24 protein-coding genes, 1 other RNA gene and 1 pseudogene are annotated in these 22,142 nt (G+C 35.1%); 7 read left to right on the top strand and 19 right to left on the bottom strand.

Annotated elements, in window-relative coordinates; all coding sequences use genetic code 11:
- Positions 1-387, top strand: coding sequence for a ribonuclease HI family protein (locus LD272_RS01110; RefSeq protein WP_226034738.1), 387 nt, complete (start codon positions 1-3; stop codon positions 385-387).
- A gap of 4 nt (positions 388-391) precedes the next feature.
- On the opposite strand, the gene LD272_RS01105 is transcribed toward LD272_RS01110, so the two are convergent.
- The 4 genes from LD272_RS01105 to LD272_RS01090 all read right to left on the bottom strand — a co-directional run bounded on the left by LD272_RS01105 (position 392) and on the right by LD272_RS01090 (position 3,208).
- A complete protein-coding gene (locus LD272_RS01105) occupies positions 392-664 on the bottom strand; it encodes a DUF6123 family protein (RefSeq protein ID WP_226034737.1) in 273 nt (90 codons plus the stop codon).
- A 91-nt stretch (positions 665-755) separates the two neighbouring features.
- A complete protein-coding gene (locus tag LD272_RS01100; protein WP_369413905.1) occupies positions 756-1,280 on the bottom strand; it encodes an isoprenylcysteine carboxyl methyltransferase family protein in 525 nt (174 codons plus the stop codon).
- On the bottom strand, positions 1,268-2,356 hold the full coding sequence (locus LD272_RS01095) for a type III polyketide synthase (protein ID WP_226034736.1): 1,089 nt from the start codon (positions 2,354-2,356) through the stop codon (positions 1,268-1,270). Before LD272_RS01095 ends, LD272_RS01100 begins: the two co-directional genes overlap by 13 nt.
- A gap of 84 nt (positions 2,357-2,440) precedes the next feature.
- Positions 2,441-3,208 (bottom strand): SDR family NAD(P)-dependent oxidoreductase, encoded by a 768-nt coding sequence (locus LD272_RS01090; RefSeq protein ID WP_226034735.1) that lies wholly within the window; start codon positions 3,206-3,208, stop codon positions 2,441-2,443.
- A 137-nt stretch (positions 3,209-3,345) separates the two neighbouring features.
- Here LD272_RS01090 and LD272_RS01085 point away from each other — a divergent pair, with 137 nt between their 5' ends.
- The 4 genes from LD272_RS01085 to LD272_RS01070 all read left to right on the top strand — a co-directional run bounded on the left by LD272_RS01085 (position 3,346) and on the right by LD272_RS01070 (position 6,546).
- On the top strand, positions 3,346-3,894 hold the full coding sequence (locus LD272_RS01085; RefSeq protein ID WP_226034734.1) for a hypothetical protein: 549 nt from the start codon (positions 3,346-3,348) through the stop codon (positions 3,892-3,894).
- Positions 3,895-4,213: 319 nt separating this feature from the next.
- Positions 4,214-4,363 carry a cytochrome c oxidase subunit 2A gene (locus LD272_RS01080; RefSeq protein ID WP_226034733.1) on the top strand — a complete coding sequence of 50 codons (150 nt, stop codon included), beginning with the start codon at positions 4,214-4,216 and terminating at the stop codon, positions 4,361-4,363.
- Between the two features lie 27 nt (positions 4,364-4,390).
- Positions 4,391-4,897, top strand: a complete 507-nt coding sequence (locus tag LD272_RS01075) for a cytochrome c oxidase subunit II (protein ID WP_226034732.1) — start codon at positions 4,391-4,393, stop codon at positions 4,895-4,897.
- Positions 4,894-6,546 (top strand): b(o/a)3-type cytochrome-c oxidase subunit 1, encoded by a 1,653-nt coding sequence (locus LD272_RS01070; protein WP_226034731.1) that lies wholly within the window; start codon positions 4,894-4,896, stop codon positions 6,544-6,546. The genes LD272_RS01075 and LD272_RS01070 overlap by 4 nt, the downstream gene beginning before the upstream one ends.
- 43 nt (positions 6,547-6,589) lie before the next feature.
- Here LD272_RS01070 and LD272_RS01065 read toward each other — a convergent pair whose 3' ends face one another.
- The 11 genes and pseudogenes from LD272_RS01065 to LD272_RS01015 all read right to left on the bottom strand — a co-directional run bounded on the left by LD272_RS01065 (position 6,590) and on the right by LD272_RS01015 (position 14,662).
- Positions 6,590-8,089, bottom strand: coding sequence for a carboxypeptidase M32 (locus tag LD272_RS01065; RefSeq protein WP_226034730.1), 1,500 nt, complete (start codon positions 8,087-8,089; stop codon positions 6,590-6,592).
- Positions 8,090-8,104: 15 nt separating this feature from the next.
- Positions 8,105-8,224: pseudogene (locus LD272_RS01060) on the bottom strand (class I SAM-dependent RNA methyltransferase); the annotation flags it as partial.
- A 654-nt stretch (positions 8,225-8,878) separates the two neighbouring features.
- Positions 8,879-10,015: a THUMP domain-containing class I SAM-dependent RNA methyltransferase gene (locus LD272_RS01055; protein ID WP_226034729.1), complete on the bottom strand. Its 1,137-nt coding sequence runs from the start codon at positions 10,013-10,015 to the stop codon at positions 8,879-8,881.
- Positions 10,016-10,113: 98 nt separating this feature from the next.
- Positions 10,114-10,494, bottom strand: an RNA gene (gene rnpB / locus LD272_RS01050) — RNase P RNA component class B.
- Between the two features lie 99 nt (positions 10,495-10,593).
- Positions 10,594-10,890, bottom strand: coding sequence for a cell division regulator GpsB (gene gpsB / locus LD272_RS01045; protein ID WP_226034728.1), 297 nt, complete (start codon positions 10,888-10,890; stop codon positions 10,594-10,596).
- Positions 10,891-10,951: 61 nt separating this feature from the next.
- Positions 10,952-11,518, bottom strand: a complete 567-nt coding sequence (locus tag LD272_RS01040; RefSeq protein WP_226034727.1) for an SLOG family protein — start codon at positions 11,516-11,518, stop codon at positions 10,952-10,954.
- A 105-nt stretch (positions 11,519-11,623) separates the two neighbouring features.
- On the bottom strand, positions 11,624-11,980 hold the full coding sequence (locus tag LD272_RS01035; protein ID WP_226034726.1) for a CotD family spore coat protein: 357 nt from the start codon (positions 11,978-11,980) through the stop codon (positions 11,624-11,626).
- Between the two features lie 100 nt (positions 11,981-12,080).
- Positions 12,081-12,524 (bottom strand): cytidine deaminase, encoded by a 444-nt coding sequence (locus LD272_RS01030; protein ID WP_439647372.1) that lies wholly within the window; start codon positions 12,522-12,524, stop codon positions 12,081-12,083.
- A 124-nt stretch (positions 12,525-12,648) separates the two neighbouring features.
- Complete coding sequence (locus tag LD272_RS01025) at positions 12,649-13,020, bottom strand: DUF1798 family protein (protein WP_226034724.1); 372 nt, start codon at positions 13,018-13,020, stop codon at positions 12,649-12,651.
- Between the two features lie 33 nt (positions 13,021-13,053).
- Positions 13,054-13,380 carry a hypothetical protein gene (locus tag LD272_RS01020; RefSeq protein ID WP_226034723.1) on the bottom strand — a complete coding sequence of 109 codons (327 nt, stop codon included), beginning with the start codon at positions 13,378-13,380 and terminating at the stop codon, positions 13,054-13,056.
- A 310-nt stretch (positions 13,381-13,690) separates the two neighbouring features.
- Complete coding sequence (locus LD272_RS01015; RefSeq protein ID WP_226034722.1) at positions 13,691-14,662, bottom strand: DUF2515 family protein; 972 nt, start codon at positions 14,660-14,662, stop codon at positions 13,691-13,693.
- A 185-nt stretch (positions 14,663-14,847) separates the two neighbouring features.
- Between LD272_RS01015 and recU the strand changes: the two genes are divergently transcribed.
- Entirely contained in the window at positions 14,848-15,435 is a 588-nt protein-coding gene (recU, locus tag LD272_RS01010) for a Holliday junction resolvase RecU (RefSeq protein ID WP_255639595.1), read from the top strand.
- A 17-nt stretch (positions 15,436-15,452) separates the two neighbouring features.
- Entirely contained in the window at positions 15,453-18,080 is a 2,628-nt protein-coding gene (locus LD272_RS01005; RefSeq protein ID WP_226034721.1) for a transglycosylase domain-containing protein, read from the top strand.
- Positions 18,081-18,166: 86 nt separating this feature from the next.
- Here the strand turns inward: LD272_RS01005 and nth are convergent, their stop codons facing one another.
- The 4 genes from nth to LD272_RS00985 all read right to left on the bottom strand — a co-directional run bounded on the left by nth (position 18,167) and on the right by LD272_RS00985 (position 22,137).
- Positions 18,167-18,832, bottom strand: coding sequence for an endonuclease III (gene nth, locus LD272_RS01000; RefSeq protein ID WP_226034720.1), 666 nt, complete (start codon positions 18,830-18,832; stop codon positions 18,167-18,169).
- 9 nt (positions 18,833-18,841) lie between these two features.
- Positions 18,842-19,531 (bottom strand): DnaD domain-containing protein, encoded by a 690-nt coding sequence (locus LD272_RS00995; protein WP_226034719.1) that lies wholly within the window; start codon positions 19,529-19,531, stop codon positions 18,842-18,844.
- Positions 19,532-19,643: 112 nt separating this feature from the next.
- A complete protein-coding gene (asnS, locus tag LD272_RS00990; protein ID WP_226034718.1) occupies positions 19,644-20,936 on the bottom strand; it encodes an asparagine--tRNA ligase in 1,293 nt (430 codons plus the stop codon).
- A gap of 19 nt (positions 20,937-20,955) precedes the next feature.
- A complete protein-coding gene (locus tag LD272_RS00985) occupies positions 20,956-22,137 on the bottom strand; it encodes a pyridoxal phosphate-dependent aminotransferase (protein ID WP_226034717.1) in 1,182 nt (393 codons plus the stop codon).
- Between the last annotated feature and the right edge of the window lie 5 nt (positions 22,138-22,142).

Genomic DNA, 22,142 nt, shown 5'->3' with positions numbered 1-22,142 from the left:
ATGATTGAAATATATACCGATGGAGCAGCTAATGGAGATCCAGGGTTAAGCGGAGCTGGTGTTTATATAAAAGAAGGAACAACAATTCATGAATATAGTTTTCATCTTGGAATGTTGTCAAATCACGAAGCGGAATTTTGGGCTGTTATTAAAGGAATTGAAATATGTAAACAGAAATTCCCTAATGAGATATTATCTTTTCGATCTGACTCGAAACTAGTCGTGGACCTTTTCGAGAAAGAACACACTAAGAATGTTAAGTTTATTCCTTTACTTGAACGAATAGTAAAAGATTCACAGCAGTTCCCCTTTTTCTTTATTAAATGGATACCAGAAAAAAAAAATCAGCATGCGGATCGTTTAGCAAGACAGGCAATCCATATGTAAACAACTAGACGAATCCCTTGTCTTTTAACGCGGTGTTTGCTTCTTTTTTAGTCTTAATTGTATCACTATTCAGTAACTCAAGTAGACTTAAAAAGAAGCTCGCATCAAATGACTTTTGAACACGCAAGGTTATTCTTAAGGCCAGCATTATTTTCCATTCAGGTGCATCTGTCGAGTTTTTTCCAAAGTAGATGAAACGTACTTCTTCATCAGTCAATTTGAATCCCTTTGTCCATAAATCTTCAATATAATATGCCAATCGATTACTTTTTTTCATGGTGGGCCACCTCTACTAATTAATTAAATGGACCTACTTCTTACTAGTTAGTATAAATTACGAACATCCGTTTGTCTATACGGTACACTCTTTATTTTTCTACATAAAGTTTGAGTAATGCTTTTTCTTCTGTTGGAATTCTAATTTTCATTAATACAAGATGTAGAATCGGGAATAATATTGAGGTAATATACGCCTCAAAAATCAAAGGGATGACAAATAACTCAACTCCAACAATTAAGTAGTTAGGGTGTTTTATAAATCTATAAGGTCCTCTAGTTACAATTTCCGCTTCTGGTAGGACAATAATTTTAGTGTTCCAGTATCGACCTAAAGAAGTAATACACCATACCCTAAACAACTGTGTAATTCCAAATACGAATAGTAAGGCAATTGGTGGAGTAATATCATCTGGATTATTAAACACTTCAAGTATCAGGGAGAGAAAAAACAGACAATGAACGATTACAAACCATTTATAATGTTTTTGACCTGTTTCAAACGCTCCTCTTTGTTTCATCCACTTCTCATTACTCTTAGCTATTACTAATTCTACAATCCGTTGACAAATCAAAAAAATTAAAATGAACCATAAGCCTGTTGTCATAATGACCATTTCAAACTCATTAACTCAGAGCTGAATCCCGGTCCTAGCGCTGACAAAATGCTTTCTTCTCCTTCAGCAATATCCTCTTTCATCCATTCTCCTAAAATATGAAGAATAGTTGCGGACGACATATTCCCATGTTGTTCCAACACCCGGTATGAATGACGTAGGGATTTGCTTGAAGTTTCAAGTACTTCTTCCATTGCGAGCAATACTTTTTGTCCACCTGGATGTGCCACGAAAAAAGGTAAATCAGCGCTAGTAATGTTTAGTTGTTCGATAAATGTATGGATATGATCTTTCCAGAAAGACTTAACCAATTGAGGAATGCTTTTAGCGAATACTACTTCAAAACCTTGACTTGAGATGTCCCATCCCATTACATTTAAACTATCTTTTTTCATTCTAGAACTTGTTTTTCCAATTTTCGGAGTTAATCCCTTTCTGTTTTTTAAATATTTGGATTCATCCCCTACCACTAAGGCTGCTGATATTCCATCCCCAAACAAGGCTGTACCAATAAAGTTACTCTTTTTTGAATCACCTTTTTGAAAAGTTAGGCTACACAGCTCAACACAAACAACCAGAGCGCAGCTATCCGGGTGTGAATTTAGCCAATCATTTGCTCTTGCTAACCCGCTTGCACCACCCGCACAGCCCAAACCCCATAAAGGAATTCGAACTACGTCATCTCTAAAGTTTTTTCTGTTTAATAAATGCGCATCGATCGAAGGTGTAGATATACCAGTGCTTGAAACAAATATAATAGCATCTACTGCCTCATAGGGAATAGGTGATGATAAAAAATCTGAGTTACATAAACAATTTTCTATTGCCTCTTCACCATGTTCAATAGATTTTTGTTGGTAAAGTCGATTGCGTTCTTCAAAAGGATGTTCTTGACTAAACCACGACTTCCCTACAACAAATTGACGATTAGAAATGTTAGCATTTTCAAAAATAGGTAGTAATCTTTCCATTTCCCTTTTGGGTCTAGGAAATATTGTTTTCACAAATTCCTTAACTTCACTTTGAGAGATGTTATACTCAGGAATACTTACCCCAATCGAAAATATATAAGCCATAAATATCACCTTTTTTACTATAGTGTGCACAAATAGTAAAATTTTTATTAAATTAATTATCGTTTTATCTAAAATAATCGTTTTCTAAAATCCGTAAATAGTCATTCCTCCATCAACAAATATCGTTTGCCCAGTAATATAATTACTTGCTTCAGATCCTAAAAATACTGCAGTCCCTGCCAGTTCTACTAGTTTTCCAATTCGATTAAGTGGCGTTCTTGAAAGAATATCGCTTAGATACTCTTCGTCTTCTAGTAGTTTTTCTGTCAGTTCTGTTTTAAAATACCAAGGACCAATAGCATTAACATTAATTCCATACTTACCCCACTCTAATGCCAAATTTTTGGTCATTTGAATAAGCGCACTTTTCGTCATTGCATAAACAACACCCGTCCTTAATGCGACATGTCCACCTACCGAAGAAATATTAATAATTTTCCCCTGTTGATGACGCTTCATTCTTTTGCCTGCAGCTTGTGCTAAGAAAAAAGAACTTTTCATGTTTGTGTCTACAATTCGGTCCCATTCTGCTTCAGTCACTTCAAGGGCTTCACTTCGTATGTTTATACCTACATTATTAACCCAAATATCGATTGGCGTTTGTCCGATTATTTGGTCTAACTGTTCGATAATATAAGTGTGACTGTTTATATCACTACAAATTATGTAAACTTTTTTTCCATAGGCTTCAGCCTCCGTTTTAACCTTTACTAACTCTGACTTTGTCCGAGCAATTAATACAACATTTGCTCCAGCCTCTGCATAAGCAAGTGCAACTACTCTTCCAATTCCCTTTGTTGCTCCAGTGACTACAGCTAGCTTTTCTTCTAAATCAAAACTAGGTAGGTACATTTTAATTCTCCTTTTTAAATTGAATAGTCATAAATTTCATACTATTATAACATTTTTTCTGAATGTTTACTTTTAAAATAGAGGGTATTAAAATACATAGTGAATTACAATTTTAGGAAGTAAAGGTGGAAACAAACATGAAACAATATTTACTCGTATTCGGTCTACTTATTACAATACTTGTAACAGGTTGTGCACAAACAGATGATGAATCAACAGATAATACAGGCGACGATCAACAAGAAACAAGTGCTGATGATCAAGCAGCTACGAAAGACAAAGAAATAAAAAGCGCTTTACTAAACGAACAGTTAAATCTGGCCGAAGTTGTTACTCCGTTCCAACAAAAAATAAATGATTTTCAAGCATCCGTTGAAAGTGAAGATACAACAGATGAAGAAGTCGATGCACTTGCTACTGAAGCTAAAACTGCTGCTGAAGAAGCACAAACAACTCTTGAAGATTACAAACTTGAAGCAGATATTCCAGAGGATTTAAAAGAACAATATGATTCTGCTATTGCTTCGTTAAGTGCTTATTATAGTGAAATTCAAACTGCTTTAGAGGCAGACGAGATTGATCTATCCACTGCTGAGTCAAAATGGGAAGAATTCCAAAACACAATAGCTTCTCTATACGAAGAGGTTGAATTAATTGTACCTGATATGGCTGCAGCGTTTAGTTAATTTCAGTTAATAAAGCTTCAAAGAAGCCCCTAAAAGATATTCTTTTGAGGGCTTCTTTTTTTTACTTTCAGTTCCAAAATATCCGAATATAAATGATGAAACAAAATAAATAATGGAATAATTTGTAATTGAAAGAGCAGTTTGTTCACAACTTTGTCACAAACTTTATAAACAAAAAGGTTTGTAAAATTTAATTAGTAGGTGGTTTCACCATTATTGAATAATTTGTGAATCGTCTAATTCACACCTCAATTAGCCTTTAATTTCATGTAAAATTATAAATGTATAATCAGAGTAAGTATGAAGGGGTGAAAGATCAATGTCTAATAGTCCATTGCAAAAACAGAATAAGGAAATTGCATCGGAAACTGAACCAGAATTAAAAGGTACATTGATTGCTGTGTTCGCTATCGGTGCTTTTATTGTTATTAGTTGGTTTATTGTCTTTGCTTTATTTGTTGCACGATAGATTTATAGTTTTTAAGGGGGAAAGTTCATGCATTTACACAAATACGAAAAAATCTGGCTCATATTTGGAGTTGCATCGTTAATTTTGTTTTTAACGGTACTCGGAATTGGTGCATTTTATAAAGGAATGCAACCACCAAGTCATTTAGCTACAATTGATCCACAAAACGTAGAAGCTCATGAGGCTTTCAGAGATGAAAATCTTGGTCTTCGCCAAGTTGGTGAGGATAAATATATTGTTAGTGTAATAGCATCTGCGTTTAACTATGATTTCGGGTTAGATGAAGAAGGATCTGCCGTGAAAAACATTCGAATTCCTGAAGGGTCTACGGTATTATTTCAAGTAACTACGACGGATGTTGTACATGGGTTCCATCTTGCAGGAACGAATGTAAACATGATGGTTGAACCTGGACATATTAGCTCATTGGAAACTGTATTAAAAACAGCTGGCACTTATACTCTAGTATGCAATGAATACTGCGGAACAGGTCATCACTACATGGCAGCTACTGTGGAGGTGTATAAACCATGATATCAGCAAAAACCGGTTTAACTAAGTATGATAATAAATTAGTAATGGCTCATATGTATGTTGCATTTATTTCGTTATTTATAGGTGGATTAATGGGGTTACTACAAACTCTAGTACGATCAGGAACACTGACATTACCTTTTGGAATTGGATATTACCAAATACTAACTATCCATGGTGTACTATTAGCTCTTGTTTTAACGACTTTCTTCATAATCGGCTTTCAGTTCGCACTTATGAATAAGACAGTTGGTATGACAGATAAACAACGAGAAAGCGCTTGGTTCGGTTATTGGATTATGCTATTTGGAACGACTACTACTGCCATCACAATATTACTTGGAAAAGCAAACGTACTTTACACATTCTATGCACCACTTAAAGCCTTTCCAACTTTTTATATTGGATTGGCGTTAGTTGTTATAGGAAGTTGGATTGCTTGTTTTACTAACTTCAGACAACTCTATGTATGGAAAAAGAAACATAAAGGAGAGAAATCCCCTCTTCTTGCATTCATGGTTGTTATTAACATGCTTTTATGGTTTATTGCTACTCTTGGAGTGGCAGCAACTGTCCTGCTTCAATTTATTCCATGGTCATTAGGCATGGTAGATACCATAAATGTATTGTTAAGTCGTACTCTATTCTGGTATTTTGGACATCCGTTAGTTTATTTTTGGTTATTACCGGCTTATATGGCTTGGTATGCAATTATTCCCAAAATTATTGGCGGAAAAATTTTCAGTGACTCATTAGCAAGGCTAGCATTTATACTATTCTTGATGTTTTCTATTCCAGTTGGCTTTCATCACCAATTGACAGAGCCTGGTATTGATCCGATGTGGAAATTCATTCAAGTAGTATTAACATTTATGGTTATTATTCCGTCCTTATTAACTGCTTTTTCCATGTTTGCTACCTTTGAAGTTACTGGCAGGAAAAAGGGTTACACAGGATTGTTTGGTTGGTTAAAAGGGCTACCATGGAAAGACGTTCGTTTTTTTGCACCAATGATCGGCATGCTCTTCTTTATACCTGCTGGAACAGGTGGAATAATAAATGCATCTAACCAGATGAATCAGGTTATTCACAATACCATTTGGGTAACAGGTCATTTCCACTTAACAGTTGGTTCAACCGTTATTCTTACTTTTTTCGGTATATCCTATTGGCTAATCCCTGCTTTAACTGGAAGAAAATTGACTGCTAAAATTAACACACTAGGTATCATTCAAACAATAGTGTGGACTGTGGGTATGACGATTATGTCAGGGTCTATGCATATAGCTGGCTTACTAGGCGCCCCACGTCGGTCATCTTATTCCACTTATGGTGGTACTGAACAAGCTAGTGAATGGATTAGCTATCAAATTGCACAAGCGGTAGGAGGATCCATATTATTCATTGGAATCATATTAATGGTTTACATTTTCATTAACATGGTTTGGTTTGCACCAAAAGGTGTCGAAGAATTTCCACTTGCTGAGGTGTCTGAGCATGCAGAACCAACACCAATGTTCTTAGAAAACTGGAAACTGTGGATTGGGATAACAATTGCTCTTATCTTGTTTGCTTATACGATTCCAGTTATAGATATAATACAACACGCGCCACCAGGGTCTCCTCCATTCGATACATTGATTCAATAGACATTAGAAAGAGCACACGCTAAATTTACGTGTGCTCTTTTTATTACCATTGATAAATTTTACTGTACTTGTTTGTTAAGTAATCAACTAAATACTGAGAATTTAAAGACTCACCTGTTACATCATTTAAAATTTCTAGTGGTTTTTTCATTTTTCCATACTGATGTATGTTCTCACTTAACCATTCCTTTACTTTAACAAAGTCTCCGTCTTTGACGACTTTATCAACATCAATCGTCTCAGCTAATGAATGATGCAACTGCGCTGCATACATGTACCCTAGCGCATAGGAAGGAAAATATCCAAAGTTACCTGCGGACCAGTGAATATCTTGTAAAACACCCTCTTTATCGGAACTTGGGCGTACACCTAAATAATCTTCTATTTTCTGATTCCAAAGCTCCGGTAAATCCTTTACTTCAATTTCCCCATTGATTAGAGCTTTTTCTAATTCATAGCGTACCATAATGTGTAAGCAGTAGGTCAATTCGTCAGCTTCAATTCTAATAAGTGAAGGTTTAACTTCATTAATAGAGCGATAAAAATCGGAAAAATCAACCTGATTGAACTCACTCGGTGCAAATGATTTGAATAACTTATAGTGGTTTTGCCAAAAAGCTTCACTACGCGCGATAAAGTTCTCCCAAAATAATGATTGAGACTCATGAATTCCCATCGATGTGCCTGATGCAAGCGGTGTTTGAGTTAGAGTATCGCTTATGTTCTGTTCATATAGTGCATGTCCACCTTCATGGATGGTACCAAAAACAGCCATTCTAAAATCATCTTCATCATAACGAGTAGTAACACGAACATCATTAGAATTAAGTGAAATGGCAAAAGGATGTATTGTTTCATCCAATCTACCAGCCTCAAAGTCATAGCCCATCTTCTTTAAAATTTCCAAGCTAAACTGCTCTTGTTTCTGTTTTGGAAAGTGATGCTGCAGAATGGCAGGATCGGGTTTATTTTTAGAGTTATTCACTTTTTCAACTAATCCAGTAAGTGATTTTCTTAATTTTGGAAACACCTGATCAAGTACTTCTGTCGTCACCCCTGGTTCATACATATGTAATAACGCATCATAGATATTTTTTTCGTAACCCCAATATTCAGCAAACTTTCTATTAAACGCAACTAATTGCTCTAAATATGGTTGTAAAATTTTAAAATCATTCTTTTCCCGTGCTTCTTGCCAAACAGTTTCCGATTTGGACTGAAGAATAATAAATTCTTTATACTCTTGTTCAGGAATTTTTTTATTTCGATTATATTCTTCTTCGCATTCTTCAACAGATCTCTGAATAATTTTATTGTCTGTATTATCTTTTAACTTATCTATAAAGTTTTTCATTTTATCAGAGGTTGATAAATGGTGCAGCTTTTGCGATAGAAAGCCAATAACCTCTGATCGCTGCTCGGTTCCTTTTTTTGGTGCTTTTGTTCTTAAATCCCATTGTATTAATGAAAGTGCTTCTTCATAAGAGCTCTGTTCTTTAAGAAGCTCGAGAAAGTCCTGTTCCAATTTATTACTAGCGTTCATATAAACATCCCCTTTTTACACACGTTTGCCAAAGTATTGGTAGTAAACTGTTTTAATAACCCCGTTAAATAGCTTGCGATTCTTCGTTGCCTTAGTCCATTCAAAGTTCTCATCAGAAGTTAAATTATAATCACTCCTATTGTAAGAGTTTAAAGGGAAATTAACATAATATTAAGTTGAAAATCACTAATCTTTTTAATTTTAATTATATAAATAATCTGTACTGCAGTAAAGTATAATGGATAATATTCTCAGATTATGCACATTCCGAAAAACAAATTAATGCTATTTACACAACCTCTTTATCATAATCTCTTAGTTCATTTCTTCTAATAATATCTCAATTTGTGTCTTATTTGATCTGTTCGCCTTTTGTTCGCATTCCTTAAATCTCATCTATTTATTAATCCAATCTTATAGTGGTGAATATTTTTGTAAGACAAGCGAGTACGAATTGATGTGATATTTATGGCGGAAAAAACTAATAAAACAGCTTTATCAATCAAACAAGATAGTACAAATGGAAAAGCTAAAAGAAGCAGCTAGATCCACACTTAGCAAAGGTTAAATATATCCGCTCCTAAGAAAGTAGGTGGTTATATATTAAGTTACCCCTCACTTATTTTATATCTTCTAAAAATTAATTTATAGCAAATCAACCAACAAAAAGACCACACCCCCTCCCAATATTTATGAGAATAGAATAGTGTGGTCAACTTTTAAATAGTATGTTTAAATCTAGAACCTATTATTATTCACGATTCAAACGATTGTGCATCAACATTTCACTTACACACGTTTACCAAAATATTGATAATAATCGGTCTTAATAAACCCATTAAAAAGCTTGCGTTTCTTCGTTGCTTTAAGACCATATAAAGCTTCGAAATTTTCATTAGAAGTTAAAATATAAACACTCCATGATGGGTAGTTTTGTAATGCATGGCCTAAGTCCTTATACATTTTCTCTACTTCTTTTTTGTCACCTAATCTTTCACCATAAGGTGGATTACCAATGATATAACCATTGTCTCTCTTATGATTAAAATCCCTTACTTGCATCTGCTTCCAACTTACTAAGTCACCTAGACCCGCCTCAATTGCATTATTATTCGCTATCTCTACCATACGATGGTCAATATCAGAGCCGGTAATATCTAAGGGTTGATCATAGTTTGCTAAATCTTCTGCTTCTTCGTGAGCTTTATCCCAGAGATTAACTGGAACTATCCCCCAATTCTCAGATGCAAACTCACGATTAAAGCCTGGTGCTATATTCTGTCCAATTAATGCTGCTTCAATTGGAATCGTACCAGATCCACAAAAAGGATCGACAAAGGGGTAATTCGGTTTCCAATTAGTCAATTTAATTAGTGCAGCTGCTAATGTTTCTTTTAGCGGTGCATCACCTTGACCTATTCGGTAGCCTCTTTTATGTAACCCAACTCCAGAAGTATCGATTGTAAGAGTTGCTACATCTTTAAGTAGTGCAACTTCCACTCGATAAAATGCTCCTGATTCCTCAAGCCAAGATGCAATTCCATATTTGTTTTTCATCCGATCAACGATCGCTTTTTTTACAATCGATTGACAATCAGGCACACTATACAACTGTGACTTAACTGACTTTCCAATCACAGGGAATTCCCCATCTTCAGGGATAAACTCTTCCCACGGCAATGCTTTTGTGTTTTCAAATAATTCATCAAAACTCGTCGCCTTGAACTGTCCAATCAATAATTTAACTCTATCGGCAGTCCTAAGCCATAAATTACAACGAGGAATTGCAGATACGTCAGCCGAGAAAGTTACACGACCGTTTTCAACATTAACCTCACTATATCCTAGAGCACGCACTTCATTTGCAACAACTGCCTCTAAACCCATAGCTGCGGTGGCAATTAATGTAACTTGTTTTTTTGTCATATGTATTTTCCTTTCTGACCAATAGTAAAAAACCCTTTCTAAAGCAAGTTGCATTTTAGAAAGGGTAGCTGTCTTCTATATTATAGACCAAATGAATGTTTTGTAAGCCATGTTTTGTACTATTGCACTGCAAACGGTGGTCAACCTCGTACGCAAGTAGTAATCATCTATCTACAAGACAATGCTTGTCCCTGTTTCGGTTCTAATTCCCTACTCCAGGATGCCCCTACCAATATTTGGGTTGCTCACTCGTGGGGTTTACCTCGTTCCATTCAAGCAGTTTCCTACTTGACTCCGTCACTGTGGCACTTTCAAGGTCGTAATACCATATCAATGAAGACTTAGGTATTTTCCCTGCCGTTAACCAAATTGGTTACCCTGACTTATGATTTCGTCAGGCACGAACACTACAAGCATCTCAGCCTGTGTGAGCATGGACTTTCCTCTACATCAAAAAGATGCAGCGATTACTCAAACATTCATTTAATTGCTAATTCATTGTAATAGTTAAATCAGTAACAGTCAATATAAATATCTTAACATATTATACAAAGACAATCACTGGTAATTAAAGGTTATTATGAATCTGCAAATTTTTTACCAAATACAGCTTTTTCTAAATTGGATAGTCGTTTTAGAACATCATAATTCACTTGGTTTGTTGATGTTGGCCTGCTTCTTGATGGTTCTGAAGTCTTTTTTAAACGTTCGTTCTCTTGCTTTAATCTCTCTATTTCTTGGTGTAACACTTCATAGTCCTGGATAACAGTATCCAAAAACTCGTCTACTTCTTCTTGATTGTATCCACGGATTCCCGTTTTAAAACTTTTTTCTAATATATCTTTACCATTCAATTGAACTCGTTCTAAGTTCATCCTATATCACCTCGTATTTTACAAAACTTACCCTCTATTTTTTCAAAATAATTGGGAAAAGTCAATCATTGTTCCAATAATCAGGATTATTTAGTTCAATTTCCTGAACTATATCCTCTAAATCATAGGGAGTAATTGTTAATATCGGGTACTCTTTCCTTACAGTTGATTTTTTAGCTTCCTCTAAAAAGAAACGTGTACTGCCTGGGAATTCTTCATCCAATAAGATTAGACAACCTTCACTTTTTTCGATTAGCCACTTATCTCTAGCTTTAAACTGATAGGGTCCTTTGTATTCATCTTTATAAAGTGGTTGGTAAAAATCAGCATGAATTCTCATTTCTTCATAAACGCTTTGATAATGCTCTGGCCATTTTGCTTCTTGATTTTCAAAAGGTGGGATAATTGCTAGTTTAATGTCATATTGATCTTTTAAATTAATAATTATTTGGCTTGTCCATTGTTCAACCCCCATTTGCCCCGACATAAGAACCCATTCTAAACCCTCTTCAATTAAAGAGATCAGTTTCTTTTTAATGGCTGCCTTAATAAATTCTATTTTATGATCATCTGGTTTAAATATGTTCATTTCTAGTGGCTTATAACCGGTAATTGTCACAACTTTCATTACTTAAAGCTCCTTCTATAAATAATTACGTTTCTTCTTATCCAAATATGTATTATAAATCAAAAAGAAAGAGCTAGTTATATTACCAGCTCTTCTTATAATTTATTAGCGACGAAAGTATGGGTTAGCACCTGGATATCCTACCGGTGGTCTAGGTCCGCCCATTGGTCCTTGTGGTGGTCTAGGTGGCCCACCTGCCATTGTTCCCCCTTGAGCAGTTGGTGCTGGTGGTCTAGGAACATTGTAAGCTCCACCATATACATCAACACTGTTAAACGTATTCTCTACAGAAGTAGAGTGTGGATATACATGTTTATTTTTCTGTAAATGATGGTTTACTACAGTTGTATGAGAAGGATGGACGTGCTTCACTTCATTCTCAAAGCAATTATTAACTACATTATACTTCGTTGGATATACCACTTCGTTAACTGGTTTCGGGCAACCAAAATGATGTCTCATAATGGATCTCCTTTCTTTTTATAGGTTCATTAATAACCTATGTAAAGAAATTGAGACCTGTCTAAGACAGCTACCTATTTTTAGATTTTTATTTATAAATTTATTCTTCGTTCCCTATTTTTAGATCTTCTTCGTTGAAAGAAAATGGTAAAAGCTCTTCCATTGCTATTGTTTTCACATCATTTATAAGATTACTCGTGTGGATTTTCATATTCTTATCAAAAAACTCACTCATTACTTGTCTACATGAACCACATGGCGGTACAGGTCTTTTCGTATCAGCAACTACCGCTAATTCTTCAAAGTTAGTTTCATCATCAGCTATTGCTGAAAAAATAGCGACTCTCTCTGCACAGCAAGTGACTGGATAAGCAGCATTCTCAATATTGCAACCTAAATAAACCTTACCAGATTGAGTTAATAAAGCAGCTCCTACTTTAAATTTCGAGTACGGGGTATATGCCTTCATTCTAATCTCTTTTGCTTTTTCAAGTAGCATGGTTGTATCCATTTTTTGGCATCCTTTCAACGACCTAAGTTGTATATGAGTGTGGATTAGTCGAAAATATTACATCCTCATGTCCCCAAATTAAAAAATTCAACTATTATAAAGGAAAAAGTGTACATATTGTAAAGTGTTACCAAATATTTAACAGCTTATCCAAACTTCAATTACTGTTTTCCAATTTAGCATTTATATCATTTAGTAATAGATCAAACACATAAAGGACTGAATGGTTTAATTCCATATATCTCTTTTTTTTAACATCAATATAATAACTATGCATCAATAGTAACTCCATATTTTCACTTGTAGAAACAACCTGTTGGGGATGCACTGAAACATCTCTTTGTTTTACAAAAGACGTCGCTTCCACTTCCCATTCTTGAATTAAATGATAAACAGGTGTTGTTTGTTGCTTAATAAATGTGAAAAGATCTCTATCCTTTTTATTCTCTGGCTTATCATTATTTAAATAATGTGACTTGAGTTTATCTAAGTGTTTTGTCAGTTCGATTGTTTTATTCTGTAACTCCATCTCTTTTTCCCGCCTTTCCTTTACACTGTACCATTATTTACGAGCTACATGCATTTTTTTAAACCAATTTCTAACTGGATTCCGGTCAATTACCCGACTACGATAATTTTGAGTTACTGATTGCGATTGGTGCTTTATCTTTTTTAGCTCCATAGTTAACTTTAACATTTCATCCTGCATCTCTTCTATTTCTTGTCTGTGTGCTAATGTAATTGTAAGTACAACATCATCCGCTTTTGTTGAAAGCTTCTGATCAATAAGTCTGATACGGTCCATTAAATCAATATATGATTTTTCAAATTCCTTTTTTGTTACCATTCTTTTTTCTTCCTTCATATTTTTTTGAATTGTAGGATTCATAGTTTTTTCCTCCTTTATTTAATCTCGTGTTGCCATAGTTATTCGCCATCCATCAAAGCTTCCCTGCATGACCGACAAAACTAGAATCAATAAAACATTTTTAGTGGAATTATGCAGTATTTTTTAACTCATTTGCTCCAAACTATTTAGTAAAGGAGGGTTTCCATGACTAAAAAAGCTAAAAGACATGAGAAAAAAAATAATGTAAAACAAAAAGAAGAGAAACGTGCAGGGTACGGTAACAAGAAATTAGAAGGTCCAGACCGTCCATCCGTTTAAATGTATAAAACCTTTGCTAATAGCAAAGGTTTTATCTTTCAAGAATTTTCTGAATGGAAAACAATAACTTTATTATTTTTCTTTTTCTATAGAATACATTCCAGGAGTTATCATCAATATCTACAACACAGTTATCCCACCATTTCTTTTTACAACCCCCACTCTTGAACCAATCTCGCCGAATTTTATCCTGATGGTCAATAATAGGATATACAGTTCTTAATATTGGCGTGGATTGCATTTTTTTTTGATAGTTAACTTTCAAATAATTTTCATAGTCATTACGTGAACCTGTGTGTTCTGTATGAATAGCAAAATCATAAAACAAACTATGTAATTTGTTATTAAACAATATACTAGCTAATTTCTTACCAAACGTTATACGTTTAGTAATATTAGCGAAGTCATGAACAGAATACGCGAACATATATCCCTGTCTACTTGGGAATACAATTGCATTCAAACAAAAAAAATCCTGTAATAAATATGGCCATCTTAAAAAGACGTGTTTTCGATAAAAAGGATGGGTTGTAACAGGTGATTCAATCACATTTTGTTCATTAATTATTAATGCTGTCATTAGCCTCTGTTCATCTTTATAGTGCCAAAAATGATACCACTCTTTAATCATAAATGATGAGACTGCAAAACATGCCAACTTATCAAACATCGGTTTGTTCAATTGCTTTGAAATTTGATATAACAATAGTTGAGGATATGCATCAGAAAAAATGAGCCAGTTAGCTCGTTCGTATGTAGAAAACAACTGTTTTCTAATTCTCTCAGTTAAAAAGCTTTTAAATATTGGAGTTTCAAGATCTGACATATTCCAACCAGCATTTCTTGATACCATGCTAGCCAAAAAAGCCCATTTAATTTCGGGAAACCGTTGAAAATAAGTTTGATATGCTTGTGTGCGGGAAATATTATCTATATTGAAACATTGTGTATTGTTGGTTACTTTTCTAATTAATTCCGTATCTACATTTTCCTTACTATCCAAATAAATTACCTCCTCAGAAAGGTAGTTTGCTCAATAAACATGGGATATATTTGTTATACTTCTAAATAAATACAATTATCTAATGAAAGAGATGTATGATTAAATTTTATTTTATTGAACTTTTTTGTTCTCAAAGGATACCTTTATTTGGTATGATACTTTCATGTATGGGGAGGAATATTTGCATGAACTATCCGAACGGGAAGAATCCATCTTTTGGTCCAAAAAATTCAAATAGGCAAAAGACAAGCTTTAGCAATAGAGGTATGTCGTTAGAAGAGGACATAAATGAAACGAATAATTATTACTTAAATTCAAATAAAGCGGTTATTCATAAAAAGCCAACACCTGTACAAATAGTAAAGGTAGATTACCCAAAAAGAAGTGCAGCCGTCATAAAGGAAGGCTATTTTAAACAAGCTTCAACTACCGATTACAATGGAGTTTACAGACAAAGACATATCGATTTTGAGGCTAAGGAAACGAAAAATAAAACATCATTTCCTTTGTCAAATATTCATGACCATCAAATAAACCATATGCGCGCGATTGATGATCATGGAGGTATTTGTTTTATGATTATTCGTTTTTCACTCTATGATGAGACATATTTTTTTCCTGCAGTGAAACTTTTTCCTTATTGGGAAAGTCAATATAATGGTGGGAGAAAATCAATACCTTATCAAAAAATAAAGGAAGCTGGTGTAATTATTCCCTTCCAGTATCAAGCTAGGGTTGACTATTTAGCAATAATTGACCATCTATATTTTTAGAACGGAGGAAGATGAGCATGGCAAATGAAGGCCAATCTCGTACAGCAAGAAGAAAACAAAAAAAGTCAGTAAAAAAACCAATATGGAAAAAAGTGATATTAATTATAGGTATAATATTTTTGGCCTCAGCAATAGGAGTTGGTGCATTATTCACCTATTATATTGCAACAGCACCGGACATAGATGAATCACTATTAACAGACCCTGCATCAACAAAAGTATTTGATAATTCAGGTGAGTTATTTGCCGACTTAGGTAATGAAAAAAGGACGAAAATAAAATATAACGAACTTCCTGATGTACTAATCGACGCTGTTATAGCTACAGAGGATGTTAGATTCTTTAGTCACATGGGTATTGACCTTAAGAGAATAGGTGGCGCAATCTTAGCTAACATAACAGAAGGTTACGGCTCAGAGGGAGCTAGTACAATTACACAACAGGTTGTAAAAGGCTCATTTCTAACTTTCGATAAAAATTTAAAGCGGAAAGTACAGGAGCAGTGGCTCGCTCTGAGAATTGATAGTAAATATTCAAAAGAAGAAATATTAGAAATGTATTTAAACAAAATCTTTTATGGTGCTAAGTCTTTTGGTGTAGCAAAGGCTGCTGAAACTTACTTTGGTAAGACTGATTTAAATGAACTAACATTAGCTGAGGCTGCACTACTAGCAGGTCTACCACAGCGCCCTACCGCATATAATCCATTTGTTAATCCGGATTTAGCAAAAGAACGAATGAACACTGTCTTAAATCTAATGGTTTTACATGAAAAAATAACAGAAGAACAAGCGAATGAAGCTAGAGAAGTATCCATTGAATCAATGTTAACCGCTTCTGGAGGTGATTCCTCTCCATATGAAGCATTTATACAAAAAGTAGCTGCCGAGGTTGAAGAAAAATTAGATATTGACATCTACAATGAAGGTGTAGAAGTATATACTACATTAGACCAAGAAGCACAAAAACGCGTGGAGTTACTTCTATCAAATAGTGATGACAATCCAATTACCTATCCAGATGATGAATTTCAAGCTGGGATAGCACTACTAGATACGAAAAGTGGAGCAATACGCGCTATTGGTGGTGGTCGCAATCGAGGTAACGGCGGGTGGAATTATGCCTTCCAAGGAAACGGTAGACAGCCAGGATCTGTCATTAAACCAATAACTGCATATGGCCCAGCGATAGAGACAGGTCAATGGTCCACGTATCATCAGCTTAATGATGACGCTCCTTTTGAAACTGGTTCTGGACCAATTCGAAACTGGAACCGTAAATATCAAGGTTGGATGACAATGCGATATGCCATGCAATGGTCTTTAAATGTACCGGCAGTTAAAACTCTAGAAGAGATTGGCACCGGAAATTCAAAGACTTTTGCTGAAAGTTTAGGGCTTAAATTTGATGACATGAGTTTGCGTGATGCTATTGGAGGAACGGGCAACAATGTCACACCATTAGAGTTAGCAGGAGCTTATCGAGCATTCGGTAATGAAGGTATTTATAATGAACCATACTCTGTTACTGAAGTAGTCTATAGTGACAACCGATCCGAAAATTTAAAACCAGAATCAAAGGCTGTAATGTCTGATTACACTGCTTATATGATTACTGATTTACTAAAAACTGTAGTTAGTAGTGGAACTGGTACACAAGCTAACGTCCCTGGGCTACAAATCGCAGGGAAAACAGGTACTACGAATACGAACGAGGGTGTACCCGACGTATGGTTTAGCGGCTATACAACGAACTATACGATGTCTATATGGACAGGATACGACGAAGTTACTACTTCCATACCTAGTGGTAACGCGCGTGATGTCGCAAAACAATTATTTAAGCACACGATGTCTGCTATTTCAGAAGGAAAAGATACTGCGGATTTTGTCAAACCAAATTCTGTTGTTAATGTAGCTGTTGAGAAAGGTTCTAATCCAGCCAAATTACCAACCAAATATACGCCGCAATCTGAAGTAATAACGGAATTATTCGTAAAAGGTACCGAACCAACGGCAACTTCTGAGAAATATGACCGAATTGAACCAATTACTGGACTAACAGCTGATTATGATGAAGAAAATAATCTGATTAATCTTAGCTGGGATTATCAAACGGATGAATCTAGGCCTGTTACTTTCGAAGTTTATGCTGGTACTGATTCAGGTTCAAAGAACAAGTTAACAGATACGAAAGAAACACAGTTGGAAATTGGTAATGTAGAAAGAGATACCAATTATACGATTGAAATTATAGTCGTAAGTGACCAAAATGAAGAAAATGTAAGTGAGACTACTTCTGTTCAAATTCAAATTCCTAAAGAAGAAATAGAAGAAGAACCCGAAGAAGAAGACGAGAATGAAAATGGAAATGGGAATGGAAACGGAAACGGAAATGGCAATGGGAATGGCAATGGGAATGGAAACGGAAATGACGGCAACGATGATGATGGTACTGACGATGGCACTGGTGGCGACGGTACAGATGACGGTACTGACGATGGCACTGGTGGCGATGGTACAGATGATGGTACTGACGACGGTACTGGTGACGATGGTACAGATGATGGTACTGACGACGGTACTGGTGGCGATGGTGATCCACAAGCAAGCACAAAGATTATCGGTCTAAGAAAAATAGCATAACTATAAAAAAGCCAACAGCTTAAGCTGTTGGCTTTCTTTACGTGGATTGTGTAACTAATTTTCTTTCAGTTTCAATTTTCATCCTATTAAACGTGTAACCCTTTCTCCTTCGCCTTCATCCTCTTTTGTCCTTCCCTACATAAATGCAGCAAAGAGCATTCGTTACAATTAGGATTTTTAGCTTTGCAATGATATCTGCCAAAAAATATCATTCGATGGTGAGTATCACTCCATTCGTCTCTTGGAACTTTTCTCATTAATGTTCTTTCTACTTCTAATACCGAATCCTTCCATTTACAAATTCCTAACCGCTTTGATATTCGTTCGACATGCGTATCGACAGCGATAGCTGGTTCGTTAAATGCTACAGATGCAACAACATTTGCAGTTTTTCTACCTACACCAGCTAGCTTTTCTAGCTCTACCTTAGATGACGGTACTTCTCCTTGGTAATTATCAATTAACGTCTGGCATAATTTTTGAATATTCTTTGCCTTATTACGATAAAGACCGATTGAGCGAATATCTTGTTGCAGCTCCTCGAGTGAGACAGCTAAATAATCATCTGGCGATTGATATTTTTCAAATAAATTCTTTGTAACCTTGTTTACCAATGAGTCCGTACACTGTGCTGATAACGCAACTGCAATTACTAGTTCAAAAGGATTTTTATGAACTAATTCACATTCAGCTTCCGGAAACATCTCTCCCATCACATCTAAACAGTACCTAATTTGCGACTTATTTAACATATACTTCCCCTACTCTTCCTCTAACCAATTATAGTACAAGGATACATCTCGTTTTGGCTCCTGATTACTTGGTTGATTATTAGCTTGATTTGCATGAAAAGGTTTGCTATGATTTCTTGCTTGTTCTACAGACCGAATACCTTTTCTCTTCCATTCTCGGAGAATACGATCAATATAACGAAAGTTTAATTTACCCATTAATACAGCTTCACGCAATGCTGCTTTTATAAGTGATGGGGGTTGTTCTTCTTGGTCAATCCAAATATTAACCGTCTCTATTTCAAGAGGTGACAAAGGTCGTCCAAATTCTTGTTCAAACAAAATAAAAATATTCATTTCCGGTTGTTGGGTTGGCTCATTTTCGGTTGGTTTGTCGGAATATAGTTTTTCCCATAGACTCTCCAAAGAATAAGATTCATTCAAAACATTTTTGTCACTATGTGCTTGATCAATTGAAAGTATATTCTTTTGAATTAATTTTCTTAAAATAGCTGCACATTCTTGATCCGTTAGTGTCATGTAATTTGCCAATTCGGTTGGAGTTGGAAAGCTATTTCCTGCCATTTGGAACCGGTGTATTTGGATAATCAGCATCACTTCTTGTTCATTCAAATTATACTTAGTATAATTTTGTAAAAGCATTGCCGGAATAACTAATTGATCTTTCATAAATGACTGAAAATCAAATTTATTTGTCATTTAGCACTTCACCTCAAATTCATTATATCATGAGAACAAAGCTAACATATTAATAAAAAGATAAATCCCTTACCACAAATTGTGGTAAGGGATTTATCTTTTTATTTTAGTATTATGGATATAGGCGATTAAGTAATCTAGGAAAAGGTATAGTTTCTCTTACATGGTCTACACCTGATATCCACGCAACTGTCCGTTCTAACCCTAAACCAAAGCCTGAATGTGGCACACTGCCATATTTTCTTAGTTCCAAGTACCATTGGTAAGCATCACTAGTCAAATTATGCTCTTTGTACCTTTTTTCCATTAACTCTAGATCATCAATTCGCTGTGAACCACCGATCATTTCCCCATATCCTTCTGGAGCGATTAAGTCAGCACATAAGACAACTTCTGGTCGATCCGGATCAGGCTTCATATAAAAAGCTTTAATATCAGCTGGATAATGTGTTATAAATACTGGTTTATCAAAACTTTTCGCTATTGCTGTTTCGTGAGGTGCTCCAAAATCTTCTCCCCATTCAACATCATCAAAACCATTTTCTTTTAATAGCTCAATTGCCTCATCATAAGTAATTCGAGGGAAAGGCGCCTGAATCTTTTCAAGTTTTTCTACATCCCTACCTAAAGTATCTAGCTCAATCTTACATTTTTCTAGAACAGATTTAACAATATAACTTACATATTGCTCTTGAACGACTAAACTATCTTCATGGTCCATAAAAGCCATTTCTGGTTCTATCATCCAAAATTCGATTAAATGTCTTCTTGTTTTTGATTTTTCCGCTCGGAAAGTAGGACCAAAAGAGAATACCTTCCCAAAAGCCATTGCAGCAGCTTCCATATAGAGTTGACCACTCTGAGACAAATAGGCTTCTTCATCAAAGTACTGCGTGTGGAATAGCTCTGTTGTCCCTTCAGCAGCAGACCCTGTAAGAATAGGCGGGTCTATTTTCACATATCCGTTATTATTAAAGAAATCATACGTTGAACGGATAATTTCATTGCGAATTTTCATAATTGCATGCTGTTTCTTAGAACGTAACCATAAATGACGATGATCCATTAAAAACTCCGTACCGTGTTCTTTAGGCGTGATAGGATAATCAACAGATTCACTAATAACCTCAATACTCTTAACTTGTAATTCGTAACCTAGTGGTGATCTGGTATCTTCTTTCACTACACCTGTTACATATAGGGATGTTTCTTGTGTCATGTTTTTCGCTAACTGAAATGTTTCTTCTGGTACTTCCGCTTTTACTACAACGCCTTGAATAAAACCAGATCCATCTCTTAGCTGAAGGAATGCTATTTTACCACTTGAGCGCTTGTTAGCAAGCCATACTCCGATTGTTACTTCTTGGTCAATATATTTAGAAACTTGATCTATTGTTGTTTTCAAAAAAATTACCTCCGAGTTACTATTGATGGTTTAATACGAACCGTTTTATACGCTTAGCCGCTTCTTCTAATTGATCAAGCGAAATAGCATAAGATAGTCTTACATTATTTGGTGCACCGAATCCAGATCCTGGAACAAGAGCTACCTTTTCTTCTTCAAGTAACGCTGTTACCCAATCATCTACATTATTAAAACCATTACTTTTTGCAGCTTCACTTACATTGGGGAATAAATAAAAAGCTCCTTTTGGTTTAACACATTCAATGCCTGGAATATCTATAATAAGTTGATAAAGGTTTTCTAGTCTTTCTTTGAATGCATCTCTCATCATGTCAACTTCATCCTGTGATGACGTGTAAGCTGATAATGCTGCATATTGTGAAATTGATGTTGGATTTGAAGTAGAATGCGAAGCTAAATTTGTCATAGCTTTTATTATCTCTTTTTTACCAACCGCATAACCTATTCTCCATCCAGTCATTGAATGAGATTTAGAAACGCCATTAATTATAACTGTTAATTGTTTTAACTCATCAGAAATCTCAGCAATTGAAACATGTGGTTCATCTGTATAGATTAATTTTTCATATATTTCGTCTGATACGATCAAAATGTTATGTTTTAGGCATACGTCTCCTAATTTTTTCAGTTCTTCTTTTGAATACATAACACCAGTTGGATTACTAGGTGAATTAATAATTACAGCTTTAGTTTTTGGTGTAATTACACCTTCTAATTGTTCTGGGGTTAATTTGAATTCATTTTCTTCTAACGCTTCTATTATAACTGGTTCACCCTGTGCAAGTTTGATTTGTTCCGGGTAACTAACCCAATATGGTGCTGGTACAATTACCTCATCACCTGGATTTAATAATACTTGAAATAAAGTATAAAGAGCATGTTTGGCACCAGTCGTAACAATTATCTCATCTGCTTGATAGGAAAGACCTTGATCACTAGTTAATTTATTAATAATTGCATTTCTAAGTTCAATAGTACCACCAGAAGGAGTATATTTCGTAAACCCTTCCTGCATCGCCTTAGTTGCAGCTTGGATGATGTGTTCAGGTGTATTAAAATCTGGTTCACCTGCCCCAAGTCCAATAACATCATGACCTTGTTGTTTTAATTCTTTTGCTTTCGCTGTTATTGCCAAAGTTGATGATGGTGTTAATGTTTTAACTCGATTTGCTAATTCCATGAGAT

Source organism: Aquibacillus saliphilus (assembly GCF_020404745.1).
GTDB lineage: Bacteria > Bacillota > Bacilli > Bacillales > Amphibacillaceae > Aquibacillus > Aquibacillus saliphilus.
Note: the sequence above shows the minus strand (reverse complement) of the source record. Positions and strands in the feature narration are given on the sequence as shown.

Bases quoted from the DNA above. Each gene is read 5' to 3' on its own strand.
- LD272_RS01110 (WP_226034738.1), top strand. From the start codon at position 1: ATGATTGAAATATATACCGATGGAGCAGCTAATGGAGATCCAGGGTTA.
- LD272_RS01105 (WP_226034737.1), bottom strand. From the start codon at position 664: ATGAAAAAAAGTAATCGATTGGCATATTATATTGAAGATTTATGGACA.
- LD272_RS01100 (WP_369413905.1), bottom strand. From the start codon at position 1,280: ATGGTCATTATGACAACAGGCTTATGGTTCATTTTAATTTTTTTGATT.
- LD272_RS01095 (WP_226034736.1), bottom strand. From the start codon at position 2,356: ATGGCTTATATATTTTCGATTGGGGTAAGTATTCCTGAGTATAACATC.
- LD272_RS01090 (WP_226034735.1), bottom strand. From the start codon at position 3,208: ATGTACCTACCTAGTTTTGATTTAGAAGAAAAGCTAGCTGTAGTCACT.
- LD272_RS01085 (WP_226034734.1), top strand. From the start codon at position 3,346: ATGAAACAATATTTACTCGTATTCGGTCTACTTATTACAATACTTGTA.
- LD272_RS01080 (WP_226034733.1), top strand. From the start codon at position 4,214: ATGTCTAATAGTCCATTGCAAAAACAGAATAAGGAAATTGCATCGGAA.
- LD272_RS01075 (WP_226034732.1), top strand. From the start codon at position 4,391: ATGCATTTACACAAATACGAAAAAATCTGGCTCATATTTGGAGTTGCA.
- LD272_RS01070 (WP_226034731.1), top strand. From the start codon at position 4,894: ATGATATCAGCAAAAACCGGTTTAACTAAGTATGATAATAAATTAGTA.
- LD272_RS01065 (WP_226034730.1), bottom strand. From the start codon at position 8,089: ATGAACGCTAGTAATAAATTGGAACAGGACTTTCTCGAGCTTCTTAAA.
- LD272_RS01055 (WP_226034729.1), bottom strand. From the start codon at position 10,015: ATGACAAAAAAACAAGTTACATTAATTGCCACCGCAGCTATGGGTTTA.
- gpsB (WP_226034728.1), bottom strand. From the start codon at position 10,890: ATGAACTTAGAACGAGTTCAATTGAATGGTAAAGATATATTAGAAAAA.
- LD272_RS01040 (WP_226034727.1), bottom strand. From the start codon at position 11,518: ATGAAAGTTGTGACAATTACCGGTTATAAGCCACTAGAAATGAACATA.
- LD272_RS01035 (WP_226034726.1), bottom strand. From the start codon at position 11,980: ATGAGACATCATTTTGGTTGCCCGAAACCAGTTAACGAAGTGGTATAT.
- LD272_RS01025 (WP_226034724.1), bottom strand. From the start codon at position 13,020: ATGGAGTTACAGAATAAAACAATCGAACTGACAAAACACTTAGATAAA.
- LD272_RS01020 (WP_226034723.1), bottom strand. From the start codon at position 13,380: ATGAATCCTACAATTCAAAAAAATATGAAGGAAGAAAAAAGAATGGTA.
- recU (WP_255639595.1), top strand. From the start codon at position 14,848: ATGAACTATCCGAACGGGAAGAATCCATCTTTTGGTCCAAAAAATTCA.
- LD272_RS01005 (WP_226034721.1), top strand. From the start codon at position 15,453: ATGGCAAATGAAGGCCAATCTCGTACAGCAAGAAGAAAACAAAAAAAG.
- nth (WP_226034720.1), bottom strand. From the start codon at position 18,832: ATGTTAAATAAGTCGCAAATTAGGTACTGTTTAGATGTGATGGGAGAG.
- LD272_RS00995 (WP_226034719.1), bottom strand. From the start codon at position 19,531: ATGACAAATAAATTTGATTTTCAGTCATTTATGAAAGATCAATTAGTT.
- LD272_RS00985 (WP_226034717.1), bottom strand. From the start codon at position 22,137: ATGGAATTAGCAAATCGAGTTAAAACATTAACACCATCATCAACTTTG.